The sequence below is a fragment of the Pseudonocardia yunnanensis genome, assembly GCF_039534065.1.
GTDB lineage: Bacteria > Actinomycetota > Actinomycetes > Mycobacteriales > Pseudonocardiaceae > Pseudonocardia > Pseudonocardia yunnanensis.
The window spans coordinates 34,514-56,215 of record NZ_BAAAUS010000028.1 but is presented as its reverse complement, the minus strand read 5'-3'; the positions used below and the strand labels follow the sequence as shown (position 1 = coordinate 56,215).

The 21,702-nt window shown below is 67.8% G+C and carries 17 protein-coding genes and 1 pseudogene; 5 read left to right on the top strand and 13 right to left on the bottom strand.

Translation table 11 applies throughout. The features are described from left to right. Window positions 1-28 precede the first annotated feature (28 nt). Together ABD743_RS26850 and ABD743_RS26845 are read right to left on the bottom strand one after the other, a co-directional pair. Window positions 29-1,044: pseudogene (locus ABD743_RS26850) on the bottom strand (cytochrome P450). 168 nt (window positions 1,045-1,212) lie between these two features. Beyond that, entirely contained in the window at window positions 1,213-1,488 is a 276-nt protein-coding gene (locus ABD743_RS26845) for a hypothetical protein (protein WP_344725045.1), read from the bottom strand. A 353-nt stretch (window positions 1,489-1,841) separates the two neighbouring features. Between ABD743_RS26845 and ABD743_RS26840 the strand changes: the two genes are divergently transcribed. Beyond that, window positions 1,842-2,177: a hypothetical protein gene (locus tag ABD743_RS26840; protein ID WP_344725043.1), complete on the top strand. Its 336-nt coding sequence runs from the start codon at window positions 1,842-1,844 to the stop codon at window positions 2,175-2,177. A 274-nt stretch (window positions 2,178-2,451) separates the two neighbouring features. On the opposite strand, the gene ABD743_RS26835 is transcribed toward ABD743_RS26840, so the two are convergent. After that, window positions 2,452-2,766, bottom strand: coding sequence for a hypothetical protein (locus ABD743_RS26835; protein ID WP_344725042.1), 315 nt, complete (start codon window positions 2,764-2,766; stop codon window positions 2,452-2,454). 1,198 nt (window positions 2,767-3,964) lie between these two features. After that, the gene (locus ABD743_RS26830) at window positions 3,965-4,963 is read right to left on the bottom strand and encodes an LLM class flavin-dependent oxidoreductase (RefSeq protein ID WP_344725041.1); all 999 of its coding nucleotides are present in this window, start codon (window positions 4,961-4,963) and stop codon (window positions 3,965-3,967) included. A 145-nt stretch (window positions 4,964-5,108) separates the two neighbouring features. Here ABD743_RS26830 and ABD743_RS26825 point away from each other — a divergent pair, with 145 nt between their 5' ends. Next, a complete protein-coding gene (locus ABD743_RS26825; RefSeq protein ID WP_344725039.1) occupies window positions 5,109-5,492 on the top strand; it encodes a winged helix-turn-helix transcriptional regulator in 384 nt (127 codons plus the stop codon). Window positions 5,493-6,051: 559 nt separating this feature from the next. Here ABD743_RS26825 and ABD743_RS26820 read toward each other — a convergent pair. Both ABD743_RS26820 and ABD743_RS26815 read right to left on the bottom strand, forming a co-directional pair. Beyond that, window positions 6,052-6,621: a VIT1/CCC1 transporter family protein gene (locus ABD743_RS26820; protein WP_344725038.1), complete on the bottom strand. Its 570-nt coding sequence runs from the start codon at window positions 6,619-6,621 to the stop codon at window positions 6,052-6,054. A 54-nt stretch (window positions 6,622-6,675) separates the two neighbouring features. Beyond that, a complete protein-coding gene (locus ABD743_RS26815) occupies window positions 6,676-7,119 on the bottom strand; it encodes a Fur family transcriptional regulator (RefSeq protein ID WP_344725037.1) in 444 nt (147 codons plus the stop codon). 460 nt (window positions 7,120-7,579) lie between these two features. On the opposite strand from ABD743_RS26815, the gene ABD743_RS26810 reads away from it, so the two are divergent. Continuing rightward, on the top strand, window positions 7,580-9,283 hold the full coding sequence (locus ABD743_RS26810; protein WP_344725035.1) for an alpha-keto acid decarboxylase family protein: 1,704 nt from the start codon (window positions 7,580-7,582) through the stop codon (window positions 9,281-9,283). A gap of 125 nt (window positions 9,284-9,408) precedes the next feature. Here ABD743_RS26810 and ABD743_RS26805 read toward each other — a convergent pair whose 3' ends face one another. The 6 genes from ABD743_RS26805 to ABD743_RS26780 form a co-directional block, all read right to left on the bottom strand. Then, window positions 9,409-12,156, bottom strand: coding sequence for an ATP-binding protein (locus ABD743_RS26805; RefSeq protein WP_344725034.1), 2,748 nt, complete (start codon window positions 12,154-12,156; stop codon window positions 9,409-9,411). 129 nt (window positions 12,157-12,285) lie between these two features. Beyond that, the gene (locus tag ABD743_RS26800) at window positions 12,286-13,716 is read right to left on the bottom strand and encodes a cytochrome P450 family protein (RefSeq protein WP_344725033.1); all 1,431 of its coding nucleotides are present in this window, start codon (window positions 13,714-13,716) and stop codon (window positions 12,286-12,288) included. Window positions 13,717-13,825: 109 nt separating this feature from the next. Continuing rightward, a complete protein-coding gene (locus ABD743_RS26795; protein ID WP_344725032.1) occupies window positions 13,826-15,328 on the bottom strand; it encodes a long-chain-fatty-acid--CoA ligase in 1,503 nt (500 codons plus the stop codon). A gap of 93 nt (window positions 15,329-15,421) precedes the next feature. Continuing rightward, the gene (locus ABD743_RS26790) at window positions 15,422-16,222 is read right to left on the bottom strand and encodes a crotonase/enoyl-CoA hydratase family protein (RefSeq protein ID WP_344725030.1); all 801 of its coding nucleotides are present in this window, start codon (window positions 16,220-16,222) and stop codon (window positions 15,422-15,424) included. A 23-nt stretch (window positions 16,223-16,245) separates the two neighbouring features. After that, the gene (locus ABD743_RS26785; protein WP_344725029.1) at window positions 16,246-17,481 is read right to left on the bottom strand and encodes a CaiB/BaiF CoA transferase family protein; all 1,236 of its coding nucleotides are present in this window, start codon (window positions 17,479-17,481) and stop codon (window positions 16,246-16,248) included. A 91-nt stretch (window positions 17,482-17,572) separates the two neighbouring features. Further along, a complete protein-coding gene (locus ABD743_RS26780) occupies window positions 17,573-18,859 on the bottom strand; it encodes an acyl-CoA dehydrogenase family protein (RefSeq protein WP_344725028.1) in 1,287 nt (428 codons plus the stop codon). 582 nt (window positions 18,860-19,441) lie between these two features. Between ABD743_RS26780 and ABD743_RS26775 the strand changes: the two genes are divergently transcribed. Both ABD743_RS26775 and ABD743_RS26770 read left to right on the top strand, forming a co-directional pair. Continuing rightward, on the top strand, window positions 19,442-20,704 hold the full coding sequence (locus tag ABD743_RS26775) for a PucR family transcriptional regulator (protein ID WP_344725026.1): 1,263 nt from the start codon (window positions 19,442-19,444) through the stop codon (window positions 20,702-20,704). 40 nt (window positions 20,705-20,744) lie between these two features. Beyond that, window positions 20,745-21,140, top strand: coding sequence for an alpha/beta hydrolase (locus ABD743_RS26770; protein ID WP_417716249.1), 396 nt, complete (start codon window positions 20,745-20,747; stop codon window positions 21,138-21,140). Here the strand turns inward: ABD743_RS26770 and ABD743_RS26765 are convergent. Then, window positions 21,120-21,701, bottom strand: coding sequence for a MarR family winged helix-turn-helix transcriptional regulator (locus ABD743_RS26765; RefSeq protein ID WP_344725025.1), 582 nt, complete (start codon window positions 21,699-21,701; stop codon window positions 21,120-21,122). The two genes, ABD743_RS26770 and ABD743_RS26765, sit on opposite strands and share 21 nt — an antisense overlap. Between the last annotated feature and the right edge of the window lies 1 nt (window position 21,702).

Below are 21,702 nucleotides of genomic sequence, written 5' to 3'. Positions count from 1 at the left end.
AGATCCTCCTCGTGCAAATTCGCAGTGGTCACCAGGTGACGGGCAGTTCGTGGACGCCGTAGACGAGCCCGTCGAACTTGCGGGCGCCTGCTCGAAATCGGTGGCCAGGCGCAGGGTGGGGATGCGGCGGTAGAGGGTGCCGTAGACGACCTGCAGCTCCACCCTGGCCAGCGGCTGGCCCAGGCACTGGTGCACCCTTGTAGCCGACGGCGACGTGGCGACGGGCCTCCCGGTGGATGTCCAGCCGGTCGAGGTCCACTGCCGATGTCGTTGGGGCAGATCGCGCCGTCGCCGGCGTGGATGGTCTGGCCGCCGAGCTCGATGTCGGCCAGCGCCACCCGCCGCCGCCCGCAAATGACGATGGTCAGGTAGCGCAGCAGCTCGTCGACCGCCCTGGGGGTCAGCTTGGGGGCGTCGTTGTCGCGCAGCTGGGCCAGCTGCTCGGGGTGTTGCAGCAGGGCCAGGGTGCCCAGTGCGATCATGTTGGCGGTGGTCTCGTGCCCGGCCACGAGCATCAGGTGACCCATCCGGCGGCGTCGCGCCGGTCCAGGTAGCAGATCACCCGCGAGGGCACCGGCAGGGCGAACTGCTGGACCAGGTCCACCGGCTTCGGGCCGGCCAGCATGTCGTCGATCAGGCCACCCACGATCCTCTGGGCGGCCGACCGCAGCGCCTCCACCGGCTTGATCGTGAATGGCGCGGTCACCATGCGGCGCAGCCGTGCGTGCTCGGGGTCGTCCATGGCGACGACGGTTCGGTCGGTATCCCAGCGCTCCTTAAACCCGCCGTCTGATTGGGAAAGTTCGGGTGCGATATGTCCGCACTGATTCGCGGGTCGGCGAGGAGGGCGCGCTGGTCGTGGTATCGGGTCACCAGCCAGGGGGTGCTGCCGTCACAGAGCCGGATCTTCGGGACCAGTCCTTCCTGCGCCAAGTTCCGCTGGGCGGGCGACGGATCGAACGGGCACCCGGCTGCCCGCTGCATCGGGTACTCGGGGATGTCAGCCAACGCCCGGACTGTCGAGTTTGTCGCTCTATTGGCCATGTGCGCCTCCGCGCCGGAAAAGGACCTAACATCTGTTCATCAACTTACTGAACAGACGTTAGCTGTCTCTGGGCTGCTGTTCAACGGGCGCCACAAAGAATCATGAAAGAGGGCAAAGAATTATCGGGGGACGGAGGTCACGAGTCGGCCCGACGGCGAGCCGGGACGTCAGCCGCTCTCGAACACCAGGGAGAGCAGCTCGTCCACGAACTCGACCACCGCAGCCTCGGCGTCGTCCCCGGACCGGGCCTGGGAGATCGCCACCCGGCCATGCGTGCCGACCGTCAGCACGATCGCGGCCCGCTCGGCCGGCAGCCGCAACCGTGCCCCCGCCACCTCACACGCGCGCAGGCTGTCGGTCAGCGTGTCGACCAGCACGCCGGGGACTCTCTGCACCCAGAGTCGGCCACCGAGAGCCTCCACCCAGTCTTTGAGCCCGACCAAGCCGGATCCGCCGCTCGGGCGTTTGGATGATCCACGGCGTATTCCGTGTCCTTATGCGCCGGTCTCACGGCGAGGGCCGAGACCCGATGTTGTCGTCGATGAGGGTGCGCGGCGAGACGGGCTGTGGTGCGGCGGAGCGGGCGGTCCCGGCGGTGGAGGCATATGCGTGTGCCTGCACCGCTTCCGTCGGAACCGCCCGACCCGCCGCGAGCTGGGGAGCTGGTCGTCCTCGAGTCGCCCGGGCTGCTCAACGAGCCGGTGTGGCGGGTGCGTGCGTTCTGCACCGGGCGCTGCTCGAGCGGTGGCCCCTGCCTCACCGCGAGCGCCGCCGCCACGGCGAGCCGCACCCCGTCATGGACTTCCTCTTGCTCCGAATTCTCCAGGTCGAGCCGCACGAACTCGATCCGTCTCAGCCATACCGTTCGCAGGAACTCTTTGACGAATTCTGTGGTGAGCTGCTCACCGGCGCGGCAGCGGTAACCGAAGCCGAAGCGCGCGTATCCGGGCGTGTCGCACACCGAGTACTCGGTACCGTCGAGCACGCCGTAGGCGGCGCCGAACGCGCTGTTGGTCAGCTCGGCCCGGCGGCCGTCGCTGACCATGAACGGGGCGGGCGGGAAGGGGCAGCGAGCAAGCCCCATCTCCTCCTCGCCGCGTCGTTGTCGGCGCTCGTTGGTACCGCCTTGTAGCGACCCGGATCGGACTCCTCCGGGTTGGGCCAGTGCCGGGGTTTCGGCTCGTCTCCAGGTGGGGCGTGACGACGCCGACGACGCCCGGCTCCAGACCGCGCTGCGTGTCCACGGTCGAGAGGCTGCCCCGTTCGGCGAGATCGTGCGGAACAGCTCCATCACGAACCGGTCGAGCGGGGTGAAGCCGCCGCCTCGTCGGGACCGTCTGCCATCGTCCGCGCGAATTACGACCTGACACCCGCGTCCTAGCTCGCGCCGGTCCCGGCCGCCCCGTCTATGGCCGGGGCGATTGGTGCCGATGGGCGGCGGTGCCCTCCGTAGCGGGCGACGAAACCGGTTCGTGCGGGAACTCCGCGCGCTCCCAGTACGGGTTGATGATCGGGAGGACCTCCCGGTCCCTGAACTCGCGCACCCGCAGGCGAAGCGCCCGCTTCTCATCGGTCAGCAGATCGTCCAGCAGGAAGTAGTCCGTGTGCTCGGGGCCGCCCAGGACAGGCGGCTCGACGACCGGCTTTCCGTTCGTGGTCCGGTCGATGACTGAGGTAGCGGCGGACGCCGAGTCGGCGGCGTCCCGCTTTGTCGTTCCCATTCTAATTGCTTCTCCATCATTCCCGGGTCGATGTGGTACGGGTCTTCCCCGGCACAGGTTCGCGCACCAAAGGGCGCCATCGCCCGTTCGCTGAGCCCGGCCACACAGATACGGATCGCGATCGCGATGCGTGTGGATCAGGTCGCCACGGTCGGCGCGGGGCGCCGAAGTGCTACGTCATCGCGGCCTCACACAAGACGGTATGCACACCCGGGCCGGCATTCACCGTGCCGCGGGCACGGGTTTCGGAACTGATTGGTGTTCGCAGCACAACGGCAACTCCGCAGCTCCCGTCAAATCAACGCGATCCAGACAAGTAGGTCGAGTCGCACGACCGGCGGCAGAACGAGCCGAATGCGCTCCGAGCTCGCGACTCAGGCACATTCCGCGCGCGACGGCCGTGCGGCCGGCCCGGAGAGCGGCCGTAGGCGCGAGAGTCCGAATTCTCGGCAACGCGCCGACGAGTGGCTGCGATGGGCGTCGTAACTTCGACGCTCACGTCACGATCGGAGGAAGCCGCCATGATCACGCCAAAGGGACTGGCCGGGTAGCTGCCCCGAACCGACGTCCGACCCGGACGACGTGGACGGCGCTGTGGTGCCGCACCTCCTGAGCAGCCAATACGCAGCAGAACGGCCGGCCCTCCCCCTCGTCGACCTCACCTCGGTACGGCCGCAACGCGGCGCGGTGGACTCGCCGCTGTCATGCGGTGAGTGGGCGTTCCCGGTATCACCGGCGGTGGACCAACGGGATCAGCCGGCACCGGGCCCGCTGCGATGGCCAGGGCCATCGCATCTCCGCTCGTGCTGTCCTTCGTCGACGGCGAGGACGCCGGGCCGTCGGTGGCCTGCGCGGCAAGTCACATCCCACAGTGTTGATCGACTGCTGCGATTGCTTCGAAGCGAAGCGAAGCGCGGGCAGCCCTGACCGCCTATGCCGCCCACCTCATCGGGCCGCACCTGCCTGCCGCGGCGACCCTCACCGTGGTGGGTCATCAACGGGGGATTGCGCGCCGTCCTCGACATAGACCGCCGCGCCCAGCGGTCCGCGCCCGCATGCCCGACCGACCTCGAAGTCGCCACCGTGGAAGACGACGAGGGCGTCATGCGCGACACCGTGGAACTCGGTGCGAACGAGACGTCACTCGTAGAGGCTGGGTGGCAGACTCCCCCGGCCTCGCCCGCGGCCGGCCGTTGGGTCAGGGGGTGGCCGCCTCTTTGGCGATCAGCTCGAACGAGCGGATCCGGTCCTCGATGTCGTAGACCTGAGTGGTCAGCATCAGCTCGTCCGCACCCGTGCGCTCGCGCAGCTCGGCGAGCTGGCGGACCACGGTCTCCGGGGAACCGAGCGCCTGCCCCTCGAACCGCTGCCGCGCGACCTCCAGCTCCTGCGGCGTGTACGGGTACCGGGCCGCCTCCTCGGGGCTGGCCAGCAGCTGCGCCCGGCCGGTATGCATGCGCAGGAAGGACAGCATGGCCGGGCCGGCCAGGTACTCCGCGCGCTCGTCGGTATCCGCGCAGATCGCGTTGACCGAGACCATCGCGTACGGCCGCTCCAGCCACTCCGACGCGCGGAAGTGCTGCCGGTACAGGTCTAGCGCCGGCAGCGTGTTGGCGGAGCTGAAGTGGTGCGCGAAGCTGAACGGCAGGCCCAGCATGCCGGCCAGTTGCGCGCTGAACCCGCCCGATCCGAGCAGCCAGATCGCCGGCATGTTGCCCAGCCCAGGGATCGCGGTGATCCGCATCCGGTTCTCGCGCCCGGTGAAGTACCCGATGAGATCGTCAAACTCCTGCGGGAACGCCTCGGCGGACGGGCCCTCCATCGTCCGGCGCAGGGCCAGCGCGGTGACCTGGTCGGTGCCGGACGTCCGGCCGATGCCCAGGTCGACCCGGCCCGGGTGCAGCGCCTCCAGGGTGCCGAACTGCTCGGCCACCACCAGCGGGGAATGGTTGGGCAGCTGCACGCCACCCGAGCCGACTCGGATCGTCGAGGTCGACGCCGCCAAATGCGCGACCAGCACAGCCGGCGACGAACTGGCGACCCACGGTGTGTTGTGGTGCTCGGCCACCCAGAACCGCCGGCAACCCAGCTCCTCGGCGCGGACCGCGAGCGCCGTGGTGTGCTGGAGGGCCTCGGCGGAGGATCCGGCGGCGGCGACCGGAGCGACATCGAGGACAGAGAGAGGTACGTCAATCACAAGGGTCACTCCATTTCTGGTACCTTACGCGCAGCCTGGTATCCGATAGATACCAGTACTAACGATCATTAGACCAGTCAGCGAATTCGACAAGAAGGCAGTTCAAAGTGCCCTGGTATCACCCGAGGTACCGATGAGAACAACCATGGACGAGTCCGGGAACTGGCACACGGCCGCAGAGCGGGCGGGCTTCGTGCGCGACATCCTCGACCGCATAGGCGACAAGTGGTCCGTCATCGTCATCTGCCGACTCGGAACGGGGCCCCATCGTTTCAACGAGCTGCGCCGGGCCACCGAGGGAATCACCCAGCGCATGCTCAGTTCCACCCTGCGCGCTCTGGAACGCGACGGCATCGTCAGCCGTACGGTCCACCCCACCGTGCCGCCCCGCGTCGAATACGCCCTCACCGAGACCGGCCGCACCCTGCTCGACGTCGTGACGGCCCTCGCCCGCTGGACCGACCAGCACGTGGACGTGATCCGTGCCGCACGCGCGGACTACGACGACCGGACGCACGCCACCGCCTGACGATCGGGCTCGTGGCCCCCAGCTCGCGCGATCACGCGGCGACTGACGGGGAACACCGGGGCACGCCGGCGAGCGTCCCAGGAACGCGCAGGTCACCGCCTCGCCAGGTCAGCACCGATCCATATACGCGATCTTCCGAACTGGCGCTCCACGCCCGAGAGCAGGCTTGACCGGGTCGTTGAGTAATCCGATCTTCGGACAGCGACACCCCAAAGGGGAGAAAATCGGCTCCCGCCGTCCGGCTGACGTCGCGGAGTCTTGCTGCCTCCGGAACCCGACATTGAGTCGGACGGACGGATACCAACCAGGCCGCCCACCCACCCCGCAGCCAATCCGCGCCCTGGCGCTGCAGATGGCCCGGGAGAACCCAATGCGGGGCCACCGACACACCCACGGTGAACTCGGTCGGACTCGCCGCCGAGTCGCCGACCAGGCGGAACAGCAGGCGACCGCGGCAGCAATTGGCACGACACCGGCTATGCGCTGCGAACGTCCATCCAGTGAGGCGGAAGGTGCGTCTCCGCGTGCCCAGGCTGGAGATCCGCCAATGGTTCGGAGTTCACACCCGGCCAAGGGAGAGCCCGACCGCAACGATGAGCGCGCCGCCGAGGGCGACCTGCACCAGCGAGGCGCGCAGTGTGACCGCGAGGTAACGCTTACGAATGAGGGCGATCGCGGCCAGTTCGCATGCCACCACGACACCTGCCACGACGAGCGCGCTAGACAGGTTCGGAATGAGGAACGGCAACGCGTGGAATATCCCACCCAGGGTTGTCATCATCCCGGTCACTGCACCACGGGTGATCGCTGGGCCGCGACCGGTCTGGCTGCCGTCGTCGGAGAGCGCTTCAGACAGCCCCATGCTGATACCCGCCCCCAAGGCGGTGGCCAGCCCGACGAGCAAGGCCGCACGCGGGCCGGCGAGTAAGGCCGCCGCGAAGATCGGCGCCAGGGTGGACAGGGTGCCGTCGATCAGCCCTACGAGCCCGGGCTGCACATAGCGCAGAACAAAGGATTTCTCCGCGGACCGAAATTTCTCCGCAGTGGTCGTCATTTCAAGAATGGCCGAAGACATTACGTCCTCCGAGTTTTCCAGAGGATTCCCATCAGGGGAATCCAGATATTTCACCGGGCAAGTCACCTCGGAATGCGCAGGCAAGTAGCCGCGCGGGCTCTCGTTCGACTATTCGGAGCCGGACTCGCAGGTCGCCGCACAGCCGGCGCAGATGCCTCGAAAGATCACTTGCGCCTCCTCGACGATGCCGACGTCGCCGCCGGCGGTGAGGCAGGGTCGGGCACCCACCAGGCAGTCGACGTCGAACACTCGCTGACAGCGCCGGCACACGAAGTGGTGGTGCCACTCCCGACCTGCCTCGTAGAGCACCGGGCCGGGCCCGGCGTCCGCGGTGAGCGCGAGTCCGGCGCGGACCAGCGTCGTGAGCACGTTGTAGACGCTTGATCGTGGCAACCGGTGGCCCTCGTCGGCGAGCCGATCGCGCACCTCATCGGCGGACCGATGCTCGCCCAAGTCTTCCAACGCGGCTAGCACATCGATCCGGGGTCTGGTCGCGCGCAGCCCGCGCTCACGCAGACGGCCACTCAGTTCTGCTTCCCGTTGCCCGTTCATGCCAGCCTCCTTGGATGTTGTCCAGCCTAGTACTTGGACAATGTCCAGAGAACTCACCACCGTGAGGTCCTGGTCACTTGTGGGCGGACGCCATCCGTACACCGAGCGAGGGCTCGCGATCCGACCCCCAGCGCGACGGGGCAAAACAGTGCGGGCGCCGATGGTCGTGATGTGCACGATGGCCACCGCGTCGTCGTCGGCGGCGGCTGTGCGCATGCTGGCGATTCGTCGAGCGTGCGGGGAAGCGCAGTAGCATCGCGGAGATCGAGGTCCCAATCACTCGGCCGTTGGAACCTTCGCGCTCTGACGGCTGCGTTGTCAGTCGTTCTACTGATTAGCGGCGGCTTCGCGCCTGCCTACGGTGCCGTTGCGCCCCAGCACGCGGGCCTGACGATCGACGTGTGACGGTCTGTGGCCGCTCCGGGTGGGCGTGTTAACCGGTTCAGGAGGGACAATGCACATGCCAACGACGACCAGCCGTTCGACGATGACCATCGGCGATTTTCTGCTGCGGCGCTTGCGGGAGGCGGGCATCTCGCACCTGTTCGGGGTCGCGGGCGACTTCAACCTCGAGTTCCTACTGCAGATGGAGGACGGTAATGAGCTCATGTGGGTCGGCAACTGCAACGAACTGAACGCCGCCTACGCGGCTGACGGTTACGCGAGGCTCAACGGGATCTCGGGACTCATCGTGACCAATGGCGTCGGAGCGTTGAGCGCCATCAACGGTGTCGCCGGCGCCTACAGCGAGTATGTACCGGTCGTCTGCGTCTGCGGGTCGCTCCCGCTGAAGTCGCTGGACCGGAACCTTCTGATGCACCACACATCCGGCGATACCGAGTACGACGCCGTCCTGCAGGCCTACACTCCGTTCACGGTTGCGCAGACAAGGCTGACTCCGCAGAACGCCGTAGCCGAGATCGACCGGCTCATCCTCACCGCCTGGCAGCTCAAGCGGCCGGTTTACATGGAACTGCCTTCCGACATCGCGTACCTGCATGTCGAGGTTCCGGCGGAGCCGCTGGACCTCGTGATCCCGCCGAGCGACTCCGAACGACTGAGCACGTGCGCCGACGAGATCGTCGCCCGGCTGACCAGCGCGCGCTCGCCGGCGATCCTTGCCGACATCGACGCAGACCGCTTCGGCGTGGTTGGTGAGATACAGGAATTGGCCGTCAAGCTGCTGTCACCGATCGCCGCCATCAACACCTCCAAGGGGGTCATCGATGAGACCTCCCCGCACTACGTCGGCCTCTACGTCGGGGCGGCCAGCGCCCCCGAGGTACGGAAGGCGGTGGAGGGCAGCGACTGCCTGCTGGCGATCGGGGTGCGTCGGGTGGACACGACGTCCGGCGGCTTCACCGCCGCGCTTCCGGCTGATCGGATCGATGTCCGCGGCGACGCCGTCGATATCGGCCCGGACAACTACCAGGCCGTCTACCTGAAGGAACTGCTCGGTCGGGTCGTCGACAGGCTCCCGTGCAGGGAGCAGCCGGCGCCTCGTGCGTACGCAGCGGTGCCGTCATCGGAGGTGTCGGTGCCGTCGGGTCCGCTCACGCAGGCCGCGTACTGGAATCTGATCCAGGGCTTCATCCGCGAGGGCGACGTTCTCATCGCCGAGGACGGCACCTCCGAGGCAGGCGGCTGGGGGCTACAGCTCCCGCCGGGCTGTACCTTCGTCACCCAGGCCATCTGGGGCTCGATCGGTTACACCGTGGGATCGGTCCTGGGCACGCTGCTGGCCGCACCTGAGCGCCGTCATCTGCTGTTCGTTGGAGACGGGTCCTTCCAGCTCACCGCGCAGGAGATATCGACGATCCTGCGGCACGACCTCAAACCCATCATCTTCCTGATCAACAACGGCGGCTACACGATCGAGCGCGTCATCTGCGGCAAGGACAGCCACTTCAACGACATTGCCAACTGGGCCTACGCCGACTTGCCGAAGGTCCTGCACCCGGGGACGACCGCCCGGACATTCGTTGTGAGGACCGCGGCCGAACTTCAAGCCGCGCTGGCTGCCCCGCACGACGGCATGATCTTCATCGAGTCGGTCATGGACAAGTACGACGCCCCGCAGCCCGCTATCGGCGCCGGCCGTGGAATGGCCGAGGTCGACTATGGCCCCCGCGGGCCCCAGCGCCGGCCCGGCGTCCAAATCTGAATCAGGCCGACGCTTCCCGCCGTCGTGTGCGGCGGGAAGCAAGCAGCGTTCGAAACACATCGATTCCCGAGGGGTGCGGAATTCGTGTAGACCCGACGCGGCGACAGGCGGCTCGTCTTCGTCGCTCAGAGAGCGTCGAGGGCGTCGCGAAGGCCAGCTCGCGAGCTGATGCCGAGCTTTGGGAAGGCGCGGTACAGATGAGCCGCTACCGTCCGGTCCGAGAGGAACAAGCGCTGAGCGATCTGCTTGTTCGTCATCCCGGTGGCCGCCAGTTGCGCGATCTCTCGTTCCTGGTCCGTCAGCGTTCCGGTGAGACGTCCTCGGCGGCCCGGCTGAACACCTGTGACCCTCAGTTCGCCCGCTGCCCGGCGGATCCAGGGCACGGCACCCAGGCGCTGAAACGCATCCAGGGCGGCGTCCAGGTAAGTGCGAGCCTGCGCGTACGCCCGCATGCGGCGGAGGTGTTCCCCGTATAAGAGCTGCACCCTGGCGAGATCGAACGGCCAGCGATCCGCACCTGGAACCTGCAGGGCCCGTTCGAAACACGCACCGGCCCCATCCCTGTCGGCGGCGAGTCCTTCCGCCGCGCCGACCAGCAGCGCCAGGCGCCCGGAGATGTCCTGCACCCGCAATCTGGATACCGTGCAGGCATGTGCGGCCGCCTCTGCCGTCCGGCCGGTCCTGGCCGCCGCCTCGGCGTGGTCGAGAATCGACCAGAGCGCGTGGGCGCGCATCGGAAGCAAGACGCCGGTCGAGCTCATCGTGGCCGTCTCCCGGTATGCGTCGTCGAACGCGCCGCGTCCGAGAGCGGCCAGTCCGTTTGCGTGGCTGCAGAGCTGGCGGACCACGAGAACTCCCCTGGGTACCGCCCAGCGCGTGATCTCATCGGTGAGGGATCGCACAGAGGCGTCCTCGCCGCGGGCGGCCGCGAGCAGGGCCTGACAGTACTTGGCGTACAAAGCGAAGAGGCGGTAACCGTGCTGCTCGGACAGCGGAAGCGACTCGGCGAGCAGCGAGTCGGCCTCATCCCAGCGACCGTCGGCGTACGCCTCGAAGGCCAGTATCTGGGTGGCTTGCGCGATGGTGCCTACGTCGCCCGTTTCCCGGCCCTCCAGGGCAACGCGACGCAGTCCCGCGTGGCAGCCAAGGAGGCGGTCGACATAAACCGACGCGGTGCTGATCCGGATCACCTCAGCCGGGTGAGGCTCGTCGTGCAGGCCCGCAACGGCAGCATCGAGGTCCGCCACCGCCGACGCCCCGGCATGCGCCGGGTCACCGATGAAGCGGCGGAGCAGATCCAGCGACCGCGGCGTCTGTGAGCCGAGACGGTTGATCGCTGCATCCAACGGTTTCCACAGCTCCTGACGGCCGCCGAAGAAGCAGACACGGCACAGCAGGTTCAGCGCCTCGATCAGCGCCGAGGCCGGCGGTGTCTCGTGTCTGGCCGCCTCAACCGCGGCCACGAGGATCCGGTGACTCGTATCGATATCCCCGTCGGTGTTCAGCAGGACATATGCGGTGGCGATCGCGGCCTCGAGTGAGCGGCTGGAGTCAGGGTCAGCGCGGTGGGCTTCACGCAGAATCCCCGGAGCGGCGTCGAGACCTCCAGCTATTCCGGCGCCCGCATAGGCGGCATCCGCCAAACGCCTTGCCCGGTCGGCATCGGTCGGGCTGAGCTCCGCCGCCCGGGTCAGGGCCGTGACGGCTCCGACGGGATCCCCGCGCCGCAGCCGCTGGTAAGCCGCTTCTTCCAGGGATGCCGCCACCTGCTCGTCCGGGCGCACCACGGCATTGGCCAGGTGCCAGGCCCGCCGCTCAGGATCATCGGACAAGGCCGCCGCGAGCCTGCGATGCGCGTGACGCTGCTCAGCCGCGCGCGCAAGACCGGCAACGGCCGACCGGGTAAGGGGATGACGGAACGAGACCTTCGACGTTGCCGTGTCCACTCGCACCAACGAGATCGCCTCGGCCGGCGCAAGGGCGTCGAGCACGTCTGCAGGGCTCGCGGCTTCCAGGACTGCCAGGCTGCCGGTGCCCTCGAGAGCTGCCAGCAGCAGCACCTGACGCGTCAGGGCCGGCAGGTCAGAGATCCTGACCCCGAACCTCGCCTGGAGCCGCTTACTGAGACCGAACCGACCGGAGGCCGCTGACAGCTCTACGAGCGCCAGCGGGTTTCCCATCGCCTCAGCCATTACCCGCTCCCGCAGCCTGCGGTCGAGGGACGGGAACCGGCGGTCGAGCAGCTCAGCCGAGGCCGACTCGGTCAGCGGAACCAGTTCATGCTCGGCGAGCATCGCACGGTCGAAGAAGCCCTCGTCACCGGCGCGAATCGTGCCCATCAAGCCGACGCGGCTGCCGACTGCACGACGAGCGGTGAAGCCGAACACCGCCGCGCTAGGGCGATCGAGCCACTGCAGATCATCCACCAGGAGCAGTACGGGCTGGTCGGCCGATTCCCTGCGCAGCAGCTCCAGAAAGGCGTTGCACAGCGTGCATCGGTCAGGGGCGACCGCGACGTCAAGACCGAACACGACGCGCAGCGCGTCGCGGTACGCCCCGTCGAGCAACGGGATCGACCCCGCCAGCGGCTGGAGAGCGAGGTTCAGCCCCGCATAGCTGATCCCGGCCTCGTACTCCACCCCCGCAGCCCGCAGAATCCTCGTCCCGGCAGCATCGGCTTCCATCGCCACGGCATCGAGCAGCGTGGTTTTGCCGACGCCCGGCTCGCCCGCAATCACCAGCGCGCCACCTGAAACGGACGCTTGCGCGGCGAATGATCGGACCACTTCCAGGTCTTGTTGCCGGCCGACCAGCCCGGCCTGGGAGGAAACTCCGTGCCTGTCCTTCAGCGCGCTTGCGACCACGAACTCCACGAACTCGGACCCGCCGACCTCCTCTTTGCGACGATGATCTTCTCTAGCATCATGAACTCCCGACACTAATGGAGTATTCACCGCTTGCGGCTGTCGATTGTTCCGTGATCGAGCCATTATACGCCGGTCTCACCTCGAAGGCTGGAACCCGATGTTGTCGTCGACCAGAGTGCGCGGCGAGACGGGGAGTTGCTCTGAATTCTCCAGGTCGAGCCGCATGAACTCGATCCGTCTCAGCCATACCGTTCGCAGGAACTCTTTGACGAATTCTGTGGTGAGCTGCTCTCCGCCGCAGCGGCGGTAGCCGAAGCCGAAGGGCGCGTATCCGGGTGTGTCGCACACCGGGTACTCGGTGCCGTCGACCACGCCGTAGGCGGCGCCGAACGCGCTGTTGGTCAGCTCGGCCCGGCGGCCGTCGCTGACCGCGAACGGTGCGGGTGGGAAGGGGCAGCGGGCCAGTCCGATCTCCTTGCTTCTCGCTTCGTCGTTGTCGGCGCTCGTCGGGGCCGCCTTGTAGCGGTTCGGATCGAACTCCTCGGGATTGGGCCAGTGTCGGGGGTCTTGGCTCGTCGCCAGGTGGGGGGTGACGACGGCGCCGGCGCGGGGCTCCAGACCGCGCTGAGTGTCCACGGTCGAGAGGCTCCCCCCGTTCGGCGAGATGGTGCGAAACAGCTCCATCACGAACCGGTCGAGTGGGGTGAACGGGCTGCCGTCGGCCTGGTCGGGGCCGTTGTTCATGATCTGGCTGAACCACGACCGGATGGCCGGGTCACCGGTGTCGGCTGCCAGCTGCGCCATGACGTTGTAGACCGTGTTGCCCCACTGGCTGAACGCCAGGAAGTTGTGGAAGCACTCGAACACGATGTCCTTGCGCCGGAAGTGCTCTCCCCCTCCCCCGTTCTTGAGCCAGTAATAGACGAATGTGCGCTCGGGATGCGGGACGTCGCCGTCGATCACCGCCTGCACCCGGCGGTCGATCCACTCCTTGAGGAACGGGCGCAGTCCGCGCACGCGCAGAATGTTCTCGCGGACGATGTCCGAGGTCGGGAACCAGTGGCCGAGGACGGCGGTGAAGCCGGCGCCGATCTCGCGGACCTCGGCCGGGATGGCGTCGCCGGTGACTCCGAGGTGGAGGTCCCAGTAGAGGTCGAAGTAGTCGGCATAGTAATGGTGCATCAGGGGCATGCCGGCGTTCGCTTCGTCGAGGAGACGGACGAGAAAGCTGCGGATCTTGCCGGCGTAGTGTTTTGCGTAGAGGTCCGGCGTGGTCGCCGACAGATAGATCTTCTTCCGCAGGTTGTCGGGTCCGCGCTGGTCGTAGCCCTGGATGAAGACGGTGACCCCTTCCTCCTCCGGGTTGGGCGCCCATCCGTCGTACAGCATGCCCCAGAAGTGAGGCGGAGCCGCGTTCTCCTTGCTCAGAGCGAGATCGATGAGCGGCAGCGCGGGCCGCTCCCCGAAGTATTGACCGCTCAGGAGGTACGGCACCACGGCACCGCTGATGTAGTCCTGGTCGAAGGTCGGTGGCAACAGCCCGACCAATTCCTTTGGCGTGACCATGTCGAGTTCTCCGATCGTGATGTCAGTGTCCGACGATTACGTGCAAGTCACTGCTTCGAGCGGCGCCGACCACGCCGCGCGTCGTGGGGCCGGCATTGACCTCCCGGTGTCACCGCCGGCCGACATCCTCAGGAATCCGCACGTCCCGACGGAGGGTCTTGCCGGTGGGGCCGTGGGGCAGCGAGTCGACCAGCCACACGTACCGGGGGTACATGTAGGCGGCCACTCGCGCCTTGGCCCACTCGCGCAGTTGGCCGGGGTCGGCGCTCGCGCCGGGCATCAGCACCACAGCGGCGCCTACCTCCTCGCCGAGGTCGGGGTCCGGGATGCCGATGCAGGCGACTTCGGCCACGGCCGGGTGTTCGTAGAGGGCCTCTTCGATCTCGCGGGGGTAGACATTCTCGCCCCCGCGGATGATCACATCCTTCTTGCGGTCGACGATGAAGAAGTAGCCGTCGGCGTCCTGCCTGGCGAGGTCACCGGTGCGGAACCAGCCGTCGGGGATCGCCTCCGCCGTTTCCTCTGGCTTGCCCCAGTAGCCCTTCATCACGTTCGGGCCGCGGACGGCGATCTCGCCGACCGCGCCACGCGAGACATCGGCGCCGTGGTCGTCCACGAGGCGCATCTCGACCCCGTCGATCGGTGTGCCGATACTGCCGGCCTTGCGATGGGGAGGCGGAGGGTTGAACGAGACGACCGGCGACGTCTCGGACAAGCCGTAGCCTTCGAGCACGACACAGCTGAACGTCTTCTCGAACGAGCCCATCAGCTCGACAGGCATGGCCGCGCCGCCGGACACACATAGTCGGAGGCCGGTGACGTCGACCGTGCCCGCGTTGGGCGCGTTCAGCATCCGGGAGAACATCGTCGGGACACCCGCGAAGATCGTGGCCGTGTCCCGCTCGATGAGCGACAAGGCGGTTGCCGCGTCGAAACGGGGAAGCAGCATCATGGCGGCGCCGGACAGCACGGCCGCGTTGAGCCCGCAGGTGAGTCCGAAGGCGTGGAACAGGGGCAGGCACCCCATGATCACGTCGTCCGGGGTCGCTCCCAGCAGCGTCTGAGCTGTTGTGCGGGCGTTCCCCGACAGGTTTCCGTGGGTGAGTTCGGCACCCTTCGGTGGGCCGGTGGTCCCCGAGGTGTAGAGGATCACTGCGTGGTCGTCGTCCGTCCGGACGGCCGGATCCGCCGGCGCACAGGCGGGTACGAGCGCGTCCGGCCAGACGCCGGCCACGGCCACGGCCTCGATCCCGACCGCACCCGCGGCCTCGGTGGCAGCCTGGGCGGAGCCTTCCGCGGCGACGACGAGCCGGGCCCCCGAGTCCCGCAGGTGGTAGTGGATCTCACGGGCCTTGAGCAGCGGGTTCAGCGGAACCACCGCCGCTCCCGCCATCAGCGCCCCGTAGAACACGATGGGAAACGACAGCACGTTCGGCAGAGCCAGGCCCACGCGATCGCCCGGTGTGACGCCGCGCGCCCGCAGCCCTTGCGCGACCCGCATCGCCGCGTCGCTGAACTGGTCATAGGTCAGGACGTCGTCGCCCATGCCGAGTGCGGGGCGATCGCCTTCCTTGGCTGCGGTGTCGAGCAGATTCTGTGCCAGGTTTCCCATGCCGGCCTCTTTCCGAGTGGGCGAACAGCGACATGCCGTTCGAGGGAGAGATGGACGCGCTGTCGAGGCACGTGTCCCGGACCTGTACCGATGTCAGCGGCCCTGCCACTGGGGTGCGCGCTTCTCGGCGAAGGCGCGCGCTCCTTCCTGCGCGTCGCGCGAGGTCAGGACCGGGGCGACGATCCGATCCTGCTGGGAGAACGCGCCATGGTCGTCGAATGCCGTGCGCTCGTTCACGCCGCGTTTGATGGCTGCGACGGCCAGCGGAGCATTACGCGCGATCCGGATGGCCAGCTCGACAGCGTGTTGAAGGGCCTCGCCGGGTGCGGTGAGGTGGTTGACCAGGCCCAGCTTCTCGGCTCGTTCAGCCGGCAACGGGTCACCGGTGAGCAGCAGTTCCATGGCGATGTTGCGGGGGATGCGCTCGGGCAGGCGCACGATGCCCCCCTCGGGCGGCACCAGGCCGTGGCTGACTTCGAACAGGCCGAACGTGGCGCCCTGCGCCGCGACGATCAGGTCGCAGGCCAGCGCCATCTCGGTGCCACCGCCGATCGCCCAGCCCTCGACGGCGGCGATGAGCGGGGTACGCGGGCGAGCCCGGGTCAGGCCGGCGAATCCCTGGCCCGGGATGACGGGGGTGTCTCCCGCCGCGTAGGCCTTCAGGTCCATGCCGGCGCTGAACACGCCTCCGGCGCCGGTGAGCACGCCGACCGTGAGACCGTCGTGGGCGTCGAGCTGGTCGAAGGCCTCGGCCAGTGCCCGGGCGGTGGCGCCGTCGATGGCGTTGCGCACCTGCGGGCGGTTGATGGTGATCACGAAGACACCGTCATGTTCGCGTGTCAGCACCGTGGGGGCGTCGGTGGTCGGCACCCCGGTTGTGGATGGGTTGGTCATGGTGATGTCCCTCAGGTCGCCGGCTACCGGTGCGGGATTGTCCCCGCGTTCTGCAGCTCTGTGATCTCGGCAGAGTCGAAGCCGAGCTCCCTCAGCACGGCCTGCGTGTGTTCGCCGAGGTCGGGGGCTCGGCGCGGGCGGACCTTCTGCTCCTGGTCCAGCCGCACGGGGCTGTCGATGGTCAGATAGGGCTCGGCGCCACCGTCGTCGACGGGTACGAACACCCGATCGGCGACGAACTGGGGGTCATGGGCGGCCTCCTCGAGCGTCTGGACGACGCCGTAGGTGAGGCCCGCGGCGTCGAAGACCTTGCGCCACTCGGCCAGCGGCCGGGTGGCGAACGTCTTGTCCAGTAGCGCGACGATCTCCGGGGCGTGGGCGTGGCGGCTTGCCGAGTCCCTGAAGCGGGGGTCCTCCGCCACTTCGGGGTGGCCGAGCGCCGTGAGGAAGAGGGGAACCTCCTTGTTCTCGTTGGCGAACGCCAGCAACAGCCAGCGGTCGTCCGCGGTGCGGTAGGTGTTGCCCAGCGCATTGGGCGGGTTGAGCCGGTCGACCGGCCGGGGATTGCTCGCACCTGCCAGCAATCCCTGAAGCCAGCAGCCTGCCCCCCAGGCTCCTTCGGCAATCAGTGATGCGTTGACCCGCGCGCCCCGGCCGGTCTTCTCACGGCGGTAGAGCGCCGTCATGATTCCGGCGAACAAGCTGATTGCCGTGGCATGGTCACCCGACCCGAAAACGTTGATGGCCGGCGGAGCGGCGCCTTGGCGTGTCATGTCCATCAGGCCGCTGCGTGCCCAGTACGTCGTGACGTCGAATCCGGGCTTGTCCGCGTCCGGTCCCGTCTCGCCGAAACCGGTGATGTCCGCGTAGATCAGACGGGGATTGAGCGGTGCCAGCTTGTCGTAGTCGAGGCCCAGCCTTTCCCGGGTCGGCGGCGGGAAATTCGTCACCAGCACGTCGGCCCACTTCACCAATCGCTCGAGCACCGCCCGGGCGTTGGGCGACTTCAGGTTCAGCTCGATGCTGCGCTTGTTGCGATTGTCGAGCTGCCACGTGTAGTTGACGCCTTCGACCCGGGGATTGGGGGGGATCTGGCTGAAGGCGCGGTAGGCGTCGCCGATCCCCGGCGGTTCCACCTTGACGACGTCGGCACCGAAATCCCCGAGAACGGTGGCGGCCGCAGGCCCGGCGATCCAGCTCGCGAGGTCCACGACTCGCAGCCCTTCCAGCAGGGGGCTCTTCTCCGCGGTGTCGTCCATGACGGGTTCCTTTCGCTCGGGTGTTCTCGCTCCGGCAGCACCGGCCCACTCCCGGGCCGGGGCGGTTGGTCCCGCTGTGCGGTGGCAGGCCCTAGCGGGCGGGGGGAACGGGAACGAAGGCGTTATGGCCGGTGATGTCGCGACCGACGATCAGGGCCTGCACCGTGTCGGTGCCCTCGTAGGTCGCGATCGCCTCGATGTCGCACAGGTGCCTGGCCACGTGGTAGTCGAGCACGATGCCGTTGCCACCGAGCAGATCGCGCGCGTCGGCGAGGATGGCCCGCGCCCGCTGGGTGTTGTGCATCTTGGCCAACGCCACCTGGGCCATGGTCATCTTGCCCTCGTCCATGAGTTGGCTCAGCCGCAGTTGGGCGAACAACATCCCGGTGATGTCCGCCAGCATCTGCGACAACCGGTACTGGATGAGCTGGAAGGTGGCCAGGGGCATTCCGAACTGGCGGCGCTGCTGGGTATAGGCGAGTGCGGTCTCGTAGCCGGCGATCGCGGCACCGATCGCCTCCCAGGCGACGCAGAAGCGCGAGGCCAGCAGTACGTTCTCGGTGTCCCGGAACGTGTGGGAGCCCGCCAGGCGGTTCTCCGTCGGCACGCGGACATCCGTCAGCGAGATCTGTGCGTTCTGCACACAGCGCAGCGCCGTCTTGCCCGCGATGAACTCAGGCTCGAACCCCGGCGTGCCCTTCTCGACCACATACCCGCCGACGTGCCCGTCCTCCCCGCGCGCCCAGATGATCGTGTGGTCGGCGAAAGTGGCGTTGCCGATCCAGCGCTTGTACCCGTTGAGCACGTACGAGTCGCCGTCCCGCCGCGCGGTCGTCTCCAGCACGACCACGTCCGTTCCGTGCGCGGGTTCGGTCAGCCCGAAGGCACCGATCTTCTCCAGGCGCGCCATCGGCGGCAGGAAACGCTGCTTCTGCTCCTCCGAACCCAGCAGCGCGATCGACATCATGGCCAGCGCCGAATGCACGCCGGCGAAGGTGGACATGCTCAGATCACCGCGGGCCAGCTCGAGAATGACCAATCCCGCGGTCACGTTACTCATCCCCGGGCAGCCATAACCCGAGATCTGGAAACCCGCGATGTCGAGCTGCGCCAGCTTGGGCACCAGTTCGTGCGGGAACTCCGCGCGCTCCCAGTACGGATTGATGATCGGGAGGACCTCCTGGTCCATGAACTCGCGCACCCGCCGGCGAAGCGCCCGCTGCTCATCGGTCAGCAGATCGTCCAGCAGGTAGTAATCCGTGTGCTCCGCGCCGCCCAGCACGGGCGGTTCAACGACCGGCCTCCCGTCGCGCACCCCGGTGCTCACGGCTGCGGTGCCCGACTCCGAAACAGCGGCGATCGGATGTGTCGCACTCATTTTCTGATACTCCTTTTCGAACTTCCATGTTCCGCTCGAATGTGCCCGAGGAGCGCCACTGCCCGTTCGCCAAGCCCATCGGCCCGAACCACGGAGGGCGATCCCATCTATCCGGATCAGTAGCTGCCGCGCCGGCGAACCCCGTCGACGCACTGGGCGTCGCCCTGCCGCATCGTTGCGGCCTGATGCATGACGGTATGTCCGAGAAGGCATCAACCCACCGTGCTGCACACACAGCCTTCTGAACGGCTTCGTGTCGAGAGCACAAGAGCAAACGACGCATCACGTTGCGGTCGGAACAATCTCGACATATGATCCGCTTCCCATCACCTGCTACAAGCTCGAACCACCGAACGAATTGATCGCTCAGCAGGCCGCGCATCAGTTGACCGGGACCTGACACCGCGCAGGCTCGGCTCTCGGCCGTAGCAGGCGGCGGTTCGGTTGTGTCGTGTTGGCTTCTGATACGACGTCATGGGCTGGCGAGAGACGCATCCATCGCGCCCCGCGCACAGGGTTCTCGAGCTACTTCGCCGCACGCAGTTCGGTGTCCTGGCAGCTCAGCAGCCGTACGATGCCTCCGTGGACGGCGCGAGTCCTCCTGTCGACCGACAGCTCGCGGCAGCAGCGGCAACCGTGAAGCTGCGACTCGTCGAGGTGAGCCATGACGTCTGGCGGCGCCTGATCGACGACATCCCCGAACTCAAAGCCGACGACGCTCTGGCCAACCTGCTCGCCGCCAGTGTCGAGGCCAACGTGGCAACGCTGCTCGACGTCCTCCAGCACGGCATCACCCTGGACACTCTCGACGCCCCCGCAGCGGCGGTCGAGTACGCCCGGCGCGTCGCCCAACGGGGCATCCCTCTGCACGCCCTCGTCCGCGCCTATCGCGTGGGCCACGCCCGGTTTCTGCAATGGTGTCTCGAAGAGATCCCCCAGCAAACCCACGATGCCGCCGTGACCCGGGCCGTCATCCGCCGCCTGCTGGACGAGAGCTTCGGCTACATCGACCGAATCTCAGAACAGATGATCTCGGCGTACCAGCACGAACGGGACCGGTGGCTGTTGACCCAGGGCGCGATGCGCGCCGTCCGCGTGCGCGCCCTGCTCGACCGCGAGCGCATCGACCCCCACCAGATCGAAGCGAACCTGGGCTACCGGCTCGACCAACATCACATCGGGCTCATCACCTGGGTGCCCGAGGCTTGCTCGAGCCTCGACGCGCTCTCCAGGCTCGACCGGCTCAGCACCGCCCTCGCCGAGGAGCTGAGCTGCCGGGGAAAGCCGTTGTATGTGCCGAGCGACGAATCCGCGGCTTGGTCATGGCTACCCCTCGGAGGCCGCAAGCGCGTCGGGTGGGAGCAGCTCACCACAACCGTGGCGGCTCACGATCCGACCGCACGTATCGCAGTCGGGGACCCCGCCGCCGGCCTCGACGGGTTCCGGCAGACCCACCAACAGGCCCTGCGCGCGCAAGGCATCGCCGTACTGGCTCGCCCCGGCACACAGGTCACCACCTTCGCCGAGGTCGGCCCGATCGCGCTGCTGTCCCCGGATCTCGACGCCACCCGCGGCTGGATATGGCACGTCCTCGGCGAGCTCGCCGACGACAACGAGCAGAGCGAACGGCTCCGCGAGACACTTCGGATCTTCCTGGCCACGAACGGCAGCTACCAGGCCGCCGGCGAACGCCTGGCAATACACAAGAACACCGTCCAGTACCGGATCCGCAAAGCACAAGAAACGGTCGGCCGCCCGAGCCATGATCGACGCAACGACGTCGAACTGGCACTGCGCATCTGCCACCGCCTCGGATCGGTCGTACTCCGACCCATGAGAAAGTGACGAGGTCAAGGACTTCCTGTCGACCATCAAGGGCCCGATCGTGCTCGTCGGCCACTCCTACGGCGGCGCGGTCATCACCAACGCCGCCGCCGGCAACCCCAACGTGAAGGTCCTGGGCTACGTCGACGCAGCCGCACCCGACATGGGTGAGACAAACGGACAGCTCAGCGGCAAGACCTCGGCCCTGAGCGGAAACCCCGCCACGCTGTTCGACAGCACGCCCTACACCGGCGCCCCGGCAGGGGCTGTGCAGTACTACCTCAAGGAGAACATCTTCCTGCACAACTTCGCCCCCGACCTGCCCACGCGCACCGCGCAACAGTTGTGGGCAACGCAGCGGCCCGCCGCCGCGGCCGCGTTCAACACCCCCTCGACCGCCGCGGCGGAAGACGATCCCGCCCTGGTACGACCGCGGTCACGGATCTCGGCGATCTGACGAGGGTGCTCCCCCCATCCGGCTCGAGTCACGAACGTCTTTGTCGTTCTCGGGGTGAGAAACAGCCTGCTGGACGCCTCGAGGTGTAAGACGACCGAATTGCTCCGGCTCACGAGTCGCACCTCGCGCTGCGACGAGCACGGTGAGGAGCGCGCTGTGCAGGACGTCGCGGCGCGTGTCGTCGAGCGGCGCGAGCAGGCTGTCCGCAACCTTCCCGGCCAGGGCGCAGAGCTCCCGGAGGACGGTGTGCCCCTCGACGGTCAGGGAGACGAGCCTGCGCCTCCGGTCGGTCGGGTCGACCGCGCGCTCGACCAGCCTGCGCCGCTGCAAATCGTCGAGCGTCGTCGTGATGTCGCTGGGATCGAGGCGCAGGTAGCGCGCGAGGGCGAGCTGGCCGGCCGCGCCCTCGTCGGCGAGGGCGGCGAGCACAGCCATGTGCCGCAGGCGCAGTCCGCGCTCCGCCAGCTCGGCGTCGAGCGCCTGCTTGCCCATTCGGCCGACCTGGGAGAGCAGGTAGACGGTGAGGTCGAGCAGCGGCGTCGGGTCGGAGCGGTCGTCCATG